16 protein-coding genes and 1 tRNA gene are annotated in these 11,967 nt (G+C 68.9%); 11 read left to right on the forward strand and 6 right to left on the reverse strand.

What is annotated here, in order from left to right:
• Nucleotides 1–23 precede the first annotated feature (23 nt).
• The 6 genes from tmk to AKH00_RS10315 all read left to right on the forward strand — a co-directional run bounded on the left by tmk (nucleotide 24) and on the right by AKH00_RS10315 (nucleotide 4,760).
• Nucleotides 24–653, forward strand: a complete 630-nt coding sequence (gene tmk / locus AKH00_RS10290) for a dTMP kinase (RefSeq protein ID WP_050722937.1) — start codon at nucleotides 24–26, stop codon at nucleotides 651–653.
• Between the two features lie 80 nt (nucleotides 654–733).
• Nucleotides 734–1,891, forward strand: coding sequence for a DNA polymerase III subunit delta' (locus AKH00_RS10295; RefSeq protein ID WP_050722605.1), 1,158 nt, complete (start codon nucleotides 734–736; stop codon nucleotides 1,889–1,891).
• On the forward strand, nucleotides 1,888–3,447 hold the full coding sequence (locus AKH00_RS10300) for an alpha/beta hydrolase (RefSeq protein WP_050722606.1): 1,560 nt from the start codon (nucleotides 1,888–1,890) through the stop codon (nucleotides 3,445–3,447). The genes AKH00_RS10295 and AKH00_RS10300 overlap by 4 nt, the downstream gene beginning before the upstream one ends.
• Nucleotides 3,448–3,498: 51 nt before the next feature.
• Nucleotides 3,499–3,574 (forward strand) — tRNA-Thr (locus tag AKH00_RS10305).
• A gap of 77 nt (nucleotides 3,575–3,651) precedes the next feature.
• Complete coding sequence (locus tag AKH00_RS10310) at nucleotides 3,652–4,233, forward strand: isochorismatase family protein (protein ID WP_050722607.1); 582 nt, start codon at nucleotides 3,652–3,654, stop codon at nucleotides 4,231–4,233.
• Entirely contained in the window at nucleotides 4,230–4,760 is a 531-nt protein-coding gene (locus tag AKH00_RS10315; protein WP_050722608.1) for a DUF1697 domain-containing protein, read from the forward strand. Before AKH00_RS10310 ends, AKH00_RS10315 begins: the two co-directional genes overlap by 4 nt.
• A 6-nt stretch (nucleotides 4,761–4,766) precedes the next feature.
• Here AKH00_RS10315 and AKH00_RS10320 read toward each other — a convergent pair whose 3' ends face one another.
• Nucleotides 4,767–4,967, reverse strand: a complete 201-nt coding sequence (locus AKH00_RS10320) for a hypothetical protein (protein WP_050722609.1) — start codon at nucleotides 4,965–4,967, stop codon at nucleotides 4,767–4,769.
• A 25-nt stretch (nucleotides 4,968–4,992) separates the two neighbouring features.
• On the opposite strand from AKH00_RS10320, the gene AKH00_RS10325 reads away from it, so the two are divergent.
• A complete protein-coding gene (locus AKH00_RS10325) occupies nucleotides 4,993–5,514 on the forward strand; it encodes a CGNR zinc finger domain-containing protein (RefSeq protein ID WP_050722610.1) in 522 nt (173 codons plus the stop codon).
• Between the two features lie 24 nt (nucleotides 5,515–5,538).
• Here AKH00_RS10325 and AKH00_RS10330 read toward each other — a convergent pair whose 3' ends face one another.
• Nucleotides 5,539–6,087 (reverse strand): type 1 glutamine amidotransferase domain-containing protein, encoded by a 549-nt coding sequence (locus AKH00_RS10330; RefSeq protein ID WP_050722611.1) that lies wholly within the window; start codon nucleotides 6,085–6,087, stop codon nucleotides 5,539–5,541.
• A gap of 131 nt (nucleotides 6,088–6,218) precedes the next feature.
• Between AKH00_RS10330 and AKH00_RS10335 the strand changes: the two genes are divergently transcribed.
• On the forward strand, nucleotides 6,219–6,833 hold the full coding sequence (locus AKH00_RS10335; protein WP_050722612.1) for a class I SAM-dependent methyltransferase: 615 nt from the start codon (nucleotides 6,219–6,221) through the stop codon (nucleotides 6,831–6,833).
• On the opposite strand, the gene AKH00_RS10340 is transcribed toward AKH00_RS10335, so the two are convergent.
• From AKH00_RS10340 to AKH00_RS10355, 4 genes are all read right to left on the reverse strand, one after another.
• Nucleotides 6,830–7,207, reverse strand: coding sequence for a hypothetical protein (locus tag AKH00_RS10340; RefSeq protein WP_050722613.1), 378 nt, complete (start codon nucleotides 7,205–7,207; stop codon nucleotides 6,830–6,832). The two genes, AKH00_RS10335 and AKH00_RS10340, sit on opposite strands and share 4 nt — an antisense overlap.
• 42 nt (nucleotides 7,208–7,249) lie before the next feature.
• Nucleotides 7,250–7,714, reverse strand: coding sequence for a hypothetical protein (locus AKH00_RS10345; RefSeq protein ID WP_050722614.1), 465 nt, complete (start codon nucleotides 7,712–7,714; stop codon nucleotides 7,250–7,252).
• Nucleotides 7,715–7,809: 95 nt separating this feature from the next.
• A complete protein-coding gene (locus tag AKH00_RS10350) occupies nucleotides 7,810–8,322 on the reverse strand; it encodes a hypothetical protein (RefSeq protein ID WP_050722615.1) in 513 nt (170 codons plus the stop codon).
• Nucleotides 8,323–8,860: 538 nt separating this feature from the next.
• Nucleotides 8,861–9,520, reverse strand: a complete 660-nt coding sequence (locus AKH00_RS10355; protein ID WP_050722616.1) for a fasciclin domain-containing protein — start codon at nucleotides 9,518–9,520, stop codon at nucleotides 8,861–8,863.
• Nucleotides 9,521–9,733: 213 nt separating this feature from the next.
• Between AKH00_RS10355 and sigK the strand changes: the two genes are divergently transcribed.
• Genes sigK through AKH00_RS10370 form a run of 3 tightly spaced genes read left to right on the forward strand, consistent with a single transcriptional unit; the run spans nucleotide 9,734 to nucleotide 11,804 of the window.
• Complete coding sequence (sigK, locus tag AKH00_RS10360; protein WP_200903835.1) at nucleotides 9,734–10,336, forward strand: ECF RNA polymerase sigma factor SigK; 603 nt, start codon at nucleotides 9,734–9,736, stop codon at nucleotides 10,334–10,336.
• The gene (locus AKH00_RS10365; RefSeq protein WP_050722618.1) at nucleotides 10,333–11,148 is read left to right on the forward strand and encodes an anti-sigma factor; all 816 of its coding nucleotides are present in this window, start codon (nucleotides 10,333–10,335) and stop codon (nucleotides 11,146–11,148) included. The genes sigK and AKH00_RS10365 overlap by 4 nt, the downstream gene beginning before the upstream one ends.
• 26 nt (nucleotides 11,149–11,174) lie before the next feature.
• Nucleotides 11,175–11,804 (forward strand): hypothetical protein, encoded by a 630-nt coding sequence (locus AKH00_RS10370; RefSeq protein WP_050722619.1) that lies wholly within the window; start codon nucleotides 11,175–11,177, stop codon nucleotides 11,802–11,804.
• The last annotated feature ends 163 nt before the right edge of the window (nucleotides 11,805–11,967 follow it).

Raw genomic sequence — 11,967 nt, forward strand, 5'->3', positions numbered from 1 at the left:
CGACGCGAGGTGACGACTCATCCGTGACCGCCGAGCGCGGGGTGTGGATCACGCTCGAAGGCGGTGACGGGTCGGGTAAGACCACCCAGGCCGACCTGCTCGCGACCTGGCTCGAAGAGGCCGGGCGCACCGTCGTCCGCACTCGGGAGCCCGGCGGTTCGGAGGTCGGACAGCTGATCCGCGACATCGTGCTGCACCACCGCGGCGACATCGCGCCCCGCGCCGAGGCGCTGCTGTACGCGGCGGATCGCGCGCACCACGTCGCCACGGTCGTCCGCCCGTCCCTCGCGCGCGGCGAGGTCGTGCTCCAGGACCGCTACCTCGACTCGTCGGTGGCGTACCAGGGCGCGGGTCGGGTGCTCGACGGCACCGAGATCCGCAACCTGTCTCTGTGGGCGGCCGAAGGGGCGCTGCCCGACCTCACCGTGCTGCTCGACCTCGCTCCGGAGGTCGCGCGGGTGCGACTCGACTCCGCCGACAAGCCGTTCGACCGTCTCGAGGCCGAGAAGAACGAGTTCCACGCCCGAGTGCGCGAGGCCTACCTGGCGCTCGCCGCAGCCGAGCCCGAGCGGTTCCTGGTGGTCGACGCCACCCTGTCGCCCGAGGATCTCGCGCAGCGGGTCCGCGCGCGAATCGTCGACCTCCTCGGGTGATCACAGCCGGCGCGACAGCATCCGGCGGTGCCGATTCGCAGGATGCCGCGCACGTCGGTGCTCCCGATTAGGCTGAGTGCATGACGCAGACCCTCGCCGCCCCTTTCCCCTGGGCGGACGTGTGGGGTCAGGATGCGGCGGTCGAGACGCTGCGGGGCGCCGCATCGGATCCTGCCGCGCTGTCGCATGCGTGGCTCATCACCGGCCCGCCGGGATCGGGCAGGTCGACGCTCGCGTACGCCTTCGCCGCCGCACTCGTCGCGGATCGTCCCGACGACGAGGCGACCATGCGCCAGGTGCTGGCCGGGACGCACCCCGACGTGACGGCGCTCCGCACCGACAAGGTGATCATCACGATCGCCGAGGCGCGCTCCCTCGTCGAGCGCTCCTACTTCGCTCCGTCGGCCGGTCGCTATCGCGTGATCGTCGTCGAGGACGCGGACCGCATGGTCGAACGCACCTCGAACGTCCTGCTCAAGGCTCTCGAGGAGCCGCCCGAGCAGACCGTGTGGATCCTCTGCGCGCCGAGCGAGGCGGACCTGCTGCCCACCATCCGTTCGCGCGTGCGGTCGCTACGGCTGCGTGAGCCCGATGTCGCAGACGTCGCGCGTCTGATCACGATGCGCACGGGGGTCGACGAGGCGGTCGCGGAGCAGGCGGCGCGACACGCGCAGCGGCACATCGGCATGGCGCAGCGCCTCGCCACAGACGAGTCCGCACGCCGCCGTCGCGACGACACGCTGCGATCGGTTCTCGGGGTGCGGGGCGTGAACGACGCGGTCGAGGTCGCCGGACGCATCATCCAGGCGGCGACGGACGATGCGAAGGCTCTCACCGCCGAGCGCGACGCCGCGGAGCGGGCGACGCTGCTGCGCACCGTCGGCATCGCGGAGGGGCAGGCCGTGCCCCCGGCTCTCCGCTCGCAGATCTCCGCCCTGGAGGACGAGCAGAAGAAGCGCGCGACCCGCAGTCTCCGCGACGGCATCGACCGCGTGCTCACCGACCTCCAGTCGCTGTTCCGCGACGTCGTGATGCTGCAGTTCGGCCGCGACTCCGAGCTGATCAACCGCGAGCTCCACGCCGAACTCGCCGCACTCGCGGCCGCATGGCCCGAGACCCGCACCCTCGTCGTGCTCGACCACCTGGCGGACACCCGTCAGTCGTTGGAGCGCAACGTCGCACCACTGCTCGCCCTCGAGAGCTTGCTCGTGACCGTCACGAGCGGGAGGACACCGTGAACACTCGATCGACTTCTCGCCTGCGACGCGTCCTCGGGGCGGTCGCCGGCCTCGCCGTGGCATCCGTCGCCCTGTCCGGATGCCTGTACTCGATGATCCCGGAGGGGGCGGAGTCGAAGCCCTCCGTCACGAAGGCGCCGGACACGGACGGCGTCGCAGCAGACCTCCTGCCCTTCTACAATCAGACGCTCACCTGGACCGACTGCGGCGGGACGGGCTTCGACTGCACCGATGTGACGGCACCGCTCGACTGGGAGAACCCGGGCGCCGGCGAGATCACGCTGTCGGTCGTGCGGCACCAGGCGACCGGGACCGCGCAGGGCTCGCTGCTCACGAACCCCGGCGGCCCCGGCGCGAGCGGCGTGGAGCTCATCCGTGACAGCCTCGACTTCGCGGTCGGCGCCGACCTCATCGAGAACTTCGACGTCATCGGGTTCGATCCCCGCGGCGTCGGCGACTCGACGGCCGTGAGGTGCTTCGATGCAGCCCAGATGGACGACTACCTGTACGCCATCCCGGAGGCCCCGCGCGGCAGCGCCGAGTGGGAGACCGAGCTGCTCGAGGGTCACAAGGCGTTCGCCGACGCATGCGAGGCCAACAGCGGCGGCATCCTGCCGTACATCACGACCATCAACGCCGCGCGGGACATGGACCTCCTCCGTGCCGTGCTGGGGGACACCCAGCTCAACTACCTCGGCTACTCGTACGGCACCTTCCTCGGTGCGACGTACGCGAACCTGTACCCGGAGAAGGCCGGCCGGCTCGTGCTCGACGGCGCCATCGACCCTGCGGTGTCCGGCCTCGACGTGGGCGCGACGCAGGCGCTCGGCTTCGAGTCCGCGCTCCGCGCCTACATGCAGGACTGCCTCGACTCGGGCCAGTGCCCCTTCGCGGGCTCGGTCGACGACGCCATGGCCGACCTCGGGGCGCTGCTCGCGAGTGTGGACGCGGTGCCGTTGAAGAACGGCGACGGACGGATGCTGGGCGCGGATGCGCTCATGACCGCGATCATCGCCGCACTGTACTCGGCCGACAGCTGGACCTACCTCACGCAGGCGTTCGACGAGGCGCTGCAGGGCGACCCGTCGACGGCGTTCCTGCTCGCCGACTTCTACAACGGGCGGGAGAACGGCTCCTACCTCGACAACTCCTCCGAGGCCTTCCGTGCGTACAACTGCATGGACTATCCGGTGGAGAACGACCCTGCGGCCGAGGCGGCGACGAACGCCAAGATCGCCGAGGGCGCCCCGACGATCGCACCGTACTGGGCCGGTCCCGACTCCTGCTCCGTCTGGCCGTACCCGCCCACCGGCACGCGCGGCGAGATCACGGCCGAAGGCGCGGGTCCCATCGTCGTGGTCGGCACCACCAACGACCCGGCGACCCCCTACGAGTGGTCGGAGTCCCTCGCCGACCAGCTCTCGGAGGGCGTCCTCATCACCCGCGTGGGGGAGGGGCACACGGGCTACAACAAGGGCAACAGGTGCGTCGACAGCGCCGTGGAGGCGTTCCTCCTCGACGACACGGTGCCCGAAGACGGACTGCGCTGCGAGTGAGTCGGTCTCGATTCGCGGTGCGGCCCCGGAACGGGTAATATCGATGATCGCGCCGCTTTAGCTCAGTCGGCAGAGCATTTCACTCGTAATGAAAAGGTCGTCAGTTCGATTCTGACAAGCGGCTCCACCAGGCCCCGTGATGCGAAGAACATCACGGGGCCTTCTGGTATCCCGTCCCGGGCTGCACGCGCGTACGCTCGGAGCATGAGCAGAGCGCTTCTGATCGTCGACGTCCAGAACGACTTCACCGAGGGCGGTGCACTCGCCGTCGCCGGAGGCGATGCGGTCGCCTCCGCGGTGTCGGCCTTCCTCGCGACGCATGCCGGCGGGTACGACGTCGTCGTCGCGTCGCGGGACTGGCACGACGCGACCGGCGACAACGGCGGGCATTTCGCCGAACAGCCCGACTTCGTCGACACGTGGCCGGTGCACTGCGTCGCGGGGACCGATGGCGCGGAGTACGACACTCTGCTCGTCACCGACGCGATCACGCACCATGTGCACAAGGGGCAGGGCGAGCCGGCCTACTCGATGTTCGAGGGTGCCACCGTCTCCGGCGAGACCGTCGGCGCGCTGCTCACGGCGGCCGGCGTGCTGAGCGCCGATGTGGTGGGACTCGCCACCGACCACTGCGTGCGTGCCTCGGCGCTCGACGCGATCGCGCACGGCGTGCACGTGCGCGTCTTCACCGACCTGATCGCCGGGGTCGGGGCGGAGTCGAGCGAGGCCGCGCTCGCCGAGCTCGTGCACGCCGGGGCCGTCCTCGCGGAGAGCCGCGACGCGTGAGCCGCAGCGTCCTGCTCCTGCGCGCCGTCAACGTGGGCGGTCGCGGAACGGTGCCGATGGCGCGGCTGCGCGAGGTGCTCGCCCCCGAGCTGGGCGACGACGTCTCGACGTACATCGCGAGCGGGAACGTCATCTGCGAGCATCCGGATGATCCGGATGCCGCCTGCGCCCGCGTCCGCGCACTGATCTCCGCGGAGTTCGACGTCGACACCCCGGTGATCCTGCGCACCCACGACGCGCTCGAGAAGGCGTTGAGCCGGGTTCCCTTCGAGGATGCCGCCGAAAAGATGCTGCACGCGATGTTCCTCGAGGCGGCGCCGAAGGCCGGAGCGCTCGACGCGCTGCGCGAACGTCTCGTGCCGGGGGAGCGCATCGCTCTCGTCGGTCACGACCTCTGGATCGACTACGGCGAGAGCGGTGTGCAGGGCACCAAGCTCACGAAGGCCGTTCTCGACCGGGCGCTCGGTGTCGCCGGGACGGCGCGCAATCTGCGCACGACGCGAAAGCTGCTCGACCTCACGGCGTGACCGGGGTCAGGCGGGGAGCTCCGCGCTGAGCGCCACCGGGGGCATAGTCGACCGAGCCTGCAGATCGACGCGTCGCGTGCCGCAGTCATGGCAGCGGACGTAGACGACCACACCCTCGCTCGTCGAGTGGCGGGATTCGGCGATCCAGGCGTGCTCGTGCGGCCGAGTGGTCTGGTGGGGGATCGGAAGCGTGTGCAGGGAGGTCATGTCACCAGCGTGATGTAATGGCCTTATGCATCTCAACCCTTACGGAGAGTACGCGGTTCTCCTCGCGGCATCCCTCGCCGACGACTGGCCGGAGGATCGCGCGGGAATCGAGCGCCGCACCCTCGACATGGGCATGACGATGACGTTCCCGGTCGAGTCCGACGACCATGCCCGCGTTCGAGAGGTCATCGACGACTGGCTGCGGATCGTCGACGAGACCGATCCCGTTGAGCGTGCGCGACTGCTCAACGCGCAGATGGCTCAGGCCGCCGCCTATCCGCGCCTCACCGACCACGACGGGGAGGGATGGCACCTGCACTACCGGGACGACGTGCAGTCGCTGCCGTCCGTGCTGCGCGCGATCATCGCTGTCGGCACCTCCCTGCATCTCGTCACGCGAGGCATGGACCGTCTCGCGCGCTGTGCAGCGGCTCCCTGCACGAACGTCGTGGTCGACGTCACCCGCAACGGCCGCCAGCGCTTCTGCTCGGTGCGCTGCGCGAACAGAGCGGCGGTCCGCCGCCATCGCGCCCGAGCGAGCGGATGACGGCGGACCGCCGGATGCTGAGGGTCAGGCCGTCTGCTCGGAGTGCTTGCCCTCGGAGATCTCCTCGACGAGCTTGGCGTTGAAAGCCGGCAGATCGTCCGGGGTGCGGCTGGACACGAGGCCGTTGTCGACCACGACCTCTTCGTCGACCCAATCGGCTCCCGCGTTGCGGAGGTCCGTCTTCAGGCTGGGGTAGCTCGTGAGCGTGCGTCCGTCGACCACACCGGCCTCGATGAGGATCCACGCGCCGTGGCAGATGACGGCCACGGGCTTGTGCTGCTCGAAGAAGGTGCGTGCCAGCGCGATCGAGGGCTCGTCCATACGCAGATGGTCGGCGTTCACGACGCCACCGGGCAGCACGAGCGCGTCGAACTCGTCGGCGGACGCGGAGGCCGCGGTGAGGTCGACGTGCTGCACGTGGCCGTTCTTGCCCGTGATCTGCTGCCCCTCGGGGGCGATGAGCGTCGCGCTCGCGCCCTCGGCCTGCACGGCCTCCCACGGGCTGGTCAGCTCGCTGTCCTCGAATCCGTCGGTCGCGAGGAATGCCACTCGGCTGTCGGTCAGAGTCGCCATGATGCGTCCTTTCGTGGGGGTCTCGCCCCCGGTTCTCGGGGACGTCTCGACCCTCTCGCAGGAGGCGGGCGCGGGGAAGGGGGTGGCCCCGTCGCACCCTGGATGCTAGACGGTCGTGGCAGGATGCGACGGTGAGCTCCTCGCACTCGAACCATTCCGCGTACTGGAATCACAATGCCGCCTACCATCCCTGGATCCTGCGTCGCGCGGCCCGGTGCCCCCGCGGCCGCGCCCTCGATATCGGATGCGGTGACGGCCTCCTCGCGCAGCGCCTCGCCGACGCGGGTCTCGACACGGTCGGCCTCGAGCCCGATCCGGTCGCGGCGGATCGGGCGCGTGAGCGGACGAGAGAACTGCCGCGCGTGACCATCCTGGAGTCGGATCTCGACTCCTTCGACGGTGCGCCCCGCTCGTTCGACATCGTCACGATGGTCGCGACCCTGCACCACATGGACTCGCGCGCAGCGCTCGGCCGCGCTGTCGACCTGCTCCGCCCGGGCGGGGCGTTGCTGGTCGTGGGGCTCGCCGCGAACCGGTCCGTCGCTGACCGGGCGTTCTCGGCCGCCACGTTCCCCGCGGCATGGCTCGGGTCGCTCGTGCATCGCGAGACCCGCGATGTCGGAGTCCGCACGGCTCTTGCGCAGGAGACGCTCACGGACATCCGGGCGCTCGCACGAGACATCCTGCCCGGAGCCCGCATTCGTCGCGGTCTCTATTACCGCTACCTGCTGTCCTGGCAGCGTTAGGCGTTGATGAACTGAAATCCCGTGTAGGCGCCGCAGTTCCTGAAGGCGGTGCCTCTCGGAGAATGGTAGAACCAGATCGCTCGACGGAAGCGCGTGCCGCAGGGGTCGTTGGGCCGATTGACGCTTCCGTTGTAGATCAGGAGCTTTCCGACGTAGCCAGGTCGGGACGTGTCCCTGATCCAGACAGGGCGGTTGCCGTAGTACACGAGCGCGGACACCTGAAGGTCGTCCTCGGTCGCCATCTCCTCGATGACGTCCTCGGCGTCCTCCGCGCCGTCGAGGACGTCATCCGTGAGGTAGTCCCCGGACCACCCCTCGACACCGGCCATCAATTCGGTCGTGTCCTTGCGAACCTGTGCGATATCCAGTTCCATCGCGATTCTCCTTCTGCACTTGTTACCGCTCGATCAGACCCCTCAGTCCGTGGCCGCCGGCTTCAACAGCGTCAGAGCGCCGGCGAGCCAACCGATGAAGGTCACGCCGTAGACCTGCAGCGCGTCGAAACCGCCTGCGCCCCACGGCATCGCGCCCGTGAGGAAGACGAGGAGACCGAGCACGAAATAGACGATGGCCGAGACGACCGCGGGGATGCCGATGGTCGTGATCTCGTCGCCGAGGGTGAAGGTGTTTCCGGCGTTCCGTGCCGCGGCGAGTTTGGTCTTGACCTCGTGGATGCCGAATCCGAACGCGGCGGCGGTGCTCGTTCCCAGCGCGGTGAGAAGCGTGCCCGCCGCCCAGAACAGCGTGCCGTGTGGCTCGTAGGGCTCGACGCCCTCACCCGTCGGGGAGCTCCAGATCTGAATCAGAAGCGCGATCCAGACGATGAGCGTCGCCCCGAGGATCGCATAGATCAGACCTTCGTAGACAATGCTCGATCTCATGCTGCACGCCCCAGAGTGCTCCAGGCGAACTCGTCAGCGAGTTCGCGTGCGCAGAGAATATACCCGGCTCGAGCGCTCTCACAAGAGGCCACTACCTAGTCGTGGATCGCGCCGCCGACGTGAATCCCCGCCTGCTCCGCCATCACGCGCGACCGCCAGTTCGCGCCCATCCGCTCGTAGGTCGCGATCGCATGGCAGTTGCGACAGCGGACGTCGCACTTGGCGATCTCGGTGAGCAGAGCTTCGCGTGAGAAACCGTTGCGGACCATCGCCATCACGCCATCACGCTTGGACTCCCCGGGTCGGTGGTCGAAGTCGAGGACACGGATGTCGGATGTCCCGCAATCGGCGCAGGGGTGCGTCAGAAGGTGTGCGGCCACGAGGGCGATCGCAGCGGCGCGCTGAGCGGTCGTCCGTGCGCGCACCGCGGCGAGGTGGTGGTCTCGGTGTCGCCGGTAGTACCGGCGTGAGGACTCCCGATTGCAATCGCGGCAGGCCTCCTGCAGCCCGTCGGATCGGGAGGCCTTGCGGTTGAAATCCGCCCGCGTCTTGGTGACTCCGCACGATCCGCATCGCCGCGCATCATCGTTCGCATCAGACCCGGACATGGCGCTCCTCACTGTGGTGCGCCGAAGGTAGCGCGAAGCGCCGACATCCGTACCGTCCTACTGGTGGGCCCTGTGGGGATCGAACCCACAACCCGCGGATTAACCTGCCACTTCGGCTTTCGCCGCCATCCGTGCGGATGTTCGTGGTCTGGACTGTCCCTTCACCCTGGCTTGCGCTGTAGGTGCCACCCGTCCAGTCTCTACACCTTCCGGACCGGGGTCCGGCTTGGCTCGGGATCGCCATCTGTCTCCAGGAAGGGTTCCCCGACTTTGAGTGGTGTCATCCCCGGCGTTTCCCCCGGGGCGCTCCTATTTCGTTGAAGTCCGCTGCTCTGCCAATTGAGCTAAAGGCCCGTGCGTCGACCGCGAGGCCGACCCACATCATCCTAGCCTGCCTTGTCCTTCGCCTACCGCCCGCCCGCGGGGCGCGAAGAAGGGGCCGCCGACGAAACTCCCATCGTCGACGACCCCTCGCGTCTCACCGTCCTCCCCCTGAGTGGTGAGACATGTGCCGAGCGTTACGCTCGGCCACCGTTGATCACATCGGGGGCATCAGCACCGAGTCGATCAGGTACACGGTCGCGTTGGCCGTGGTCACGCCGCCGCAGATGACCGAGGCGGAGTCGTTGACCATGATGTCGTCGCCGCTGCCGGTGACGGTGAGGTCAGCACCCTGCACGGTGGTGTGCGTGCCGTCGATGTCGGACGGAGCGATCTGGCCGGGAACCACGTGGTACGTGAGGATCGACGTCAGGGTCGCGCTGTCGGTCTTGAGCGACTCGATCGTCGCGGGGTCGATCTTCGCGAACGCGTCGTCCACCGGTGCGAAGACCGTGAACTCGCCGCCGTTGAGCGTGTCGACGAGGTTGACGTCGGGGTTCAGCTGGCCGCTGACGGCTGCGACGAGCGTCTTCAGCAGCGGGTTGTTGGACGCCGCGGTGGCGACCGGATCCTTGGACATGCCCTCGACCGAGCCAGCGCCGTCCGGCACGGCCTCGGCGTATGCGGCGCAGCCGGGACCGACGAGGTCGCCCATGGCCGGGTCCATCGTCTCGGGAGCCGTCGACTCCGACGTCTCGGGTGCCGAGGACTCCATCGGCTCATCGGAGGATCCGCCCATGGAACATCCGGCGAGCACGAACGCGCTTGCCAGACCGAGGGTGATCGCTGCGGTGATCTTCTTCTTGGTGCTGAACATCTCGAGCTCCTTCAGAACTGTGTGCCGCGGCCTCTCCGCGGCGTTGACAGGTGTTCGGAACCCCTCGGAGATCGGATGGGAAAAAGTTCGGATCGATTTTCAGACCCCTCGATCCAATCCGATCTCCACGTGTGCTGCGAAGAGTCAGAGACAGATGGAGCTTTTCCCTCACGTTCCGGTGACGGTTGCGCGGGAAAGGGAGGTGAATGCGGCATGCTGGTAGAGATGGTCATCGACGGTATGGACGTACCCGAGGACGGTACGGCACGGGATGCTGTCGCCGACCTCCTCCTGCGCGTCAGCGACGGAGACGAGCGCGCGTTCGCCGATCTGTACGACTCGCTCTCCAGCCGGGTGTTCGGCCTGATCCTCCGCGTCCTCGTGAACCGTTCGCAGAGCGAAGAGGTGCTGCAGGAGGTCTTCCTCGAGATCTGGCAATCCGCTTCCAAGTTCGCTCCGAACAAAGGGCAGGGAAGAACCTGGGTCATGACGATCGCGCACCGCCGCGCGGTCGACCGGGTCCGAGCATCCCAGTCCAGCGCGGACCGGGACGTCAAGGCCGGGTACCGGGACATCGGCGTCGCGCACGACAGTGTCGCGGAGCGGGTGGAGTTGGGGATCGAAGGCGAGAAGGTCGTGAACGCTCTCGCAGGACTTCCCGAGGCGCAGCGCGAGGCTCTCGTGCTCGCGTACTACGGCGGATACAGTCAGAACGAGGTTGCGGCGCTCGTGGGAGCGCCGCTGGGGACGATAAAGACTCGGATGCGGGACGGACTCAGCCGCCTGCGCATCGCACTGGGGGTGACAGCAGCATGAACGACAGCGAATTCAGAGAACTCGCGGCAGGAGCGGCGCTCGGCGCGCTGTCTCCCGACGACCAGCAGCGCTATCAGGCGGCGCTCGCGACGAATGCGGGACGGGGGGACGAAGTGAACGCAGATGCCGAAACCGCTGCGCTTCTCGCATACGCGGCGACTCCTGTCACACCGCCCGCGTCGATCCGTGCCTCCTTGCTGGAGCGCATCGCCACGACGCCGCAGAACGGGGAGTCCTACGTCGCCCCCGTGCAGACTCCGGACGAGTCGGCGGCTGACGCCGTCGACGGCATGCCGCAGCTCGCCGAGGAAGGCTCGAGCCGACACGTGCGCGCCGCGCACGCCAAACGTCCGGTGCGCCCGATGCGCATCCTGTTCGCGCTCGCCGCGTGCCTCGCGCTGCTCGTGGGCGTCGGACTCGGGACCGCCGCGCTCAACGACTACCTGAACCGGCCGGCGAGCGTCGTCGCCCTCGACGACATCCGCGGCGCGGACGACGCCCAGCAGGCGACCGTCGAGCTCGCCGACGGCGGCACGGCGACCGCCCACTGGTCGGCGTCGCTGGGCACCGCGGTGCTCGTCGCCGACGGCATCGCCTCGCTGCCCGACGACGAGACCTATGAACTGTGGTTCGTGCGCGGCGACACCCCGGTCTCGGCCGGTGTGTTCGACGCCGAGCAGGGCGGCGCGACCGCGCTCCTGAAGGGCGAGATGCACGAGGGCGACACGATCGCTGTCACGGTGGAGCAGGCGGGGGGCTCACCGAGCGGCACCCCCACCTCGGAGCCCATCGTCGCGATCCCGACCGCCTGACGCTACGACGCGCGTACCCTGGAGTGATGCCCGAGCAGTTCTCCCGCCCCGTGCGTCGTCCCTCCAGCGCCTTCGACAACATCGTCGGCACCCACGACCCCGCCGAGGAGACGCGGATCGCGCACGCGACGGCATCCGCGCTCCTCGCCAGGGTGCGCGCGGACGAGAGCGGTACGAGTGCGGACCGCCTCGTCGCCTTCACCGACGAGCACGGCATCGACGAGATCGCCGAGCTCTGGTCGAAGGCCCCGTCGCGCACGCTCCCCGGCGCGCTCTGGAGGCTCTACCTGCTGCAGCTCGCGATCCACGCCGACCCGCAGACCGCTGCGCTGCTGTACGAGCGCGGACGGGTCGAGCTGTCGTCGGCGGATGCGGTGATCGCCGGCGCCCCGGTGCCGGCCAACCCCGACGAGCTGGTCGCACTGATCGACACGATCCTGCGCGGGGCGTTCCGCGGGGACTTCGCCGTCGCGCTCGACCGGGCCGCCGCGTTCTGCCGCGTGCAGTCCTCGGGCGCGACGCACACGGCCGACGACTACGAGGCCACGGAGCCCGCACGAGCGAGCGAGCTCACGACCCGCGCCCTGCGGCTCAGCAGCTACGCGCAGGACCTCTCCGCATCCGCGGTGCTCTGGCGGATGGGTTCGCTCGCCTGAGAGGTCTGGCCGTGCTTCTCGCCGCCGGGCATGAGAAGACCGGGCCGCAAGAACGCCTCTCGGCGGAAGGCCGCTCGCAGCGGCGAAAATTGGAGCCCGGGGTTATGCGGCCCGGCCTGTACCAGTGTAACGCGATGCGGCGGCGGGTATTCCCCGCGTCGTA

This window comes from Microbacterium sp. GCS4 (genome assembly GCF_001262495.1).
Classification (GTDB): domain Bacteria; phylum Actinomycetota; class Actinomycetes; order Actinomycetales; family Microbacteriaceae; genus Microbacterium.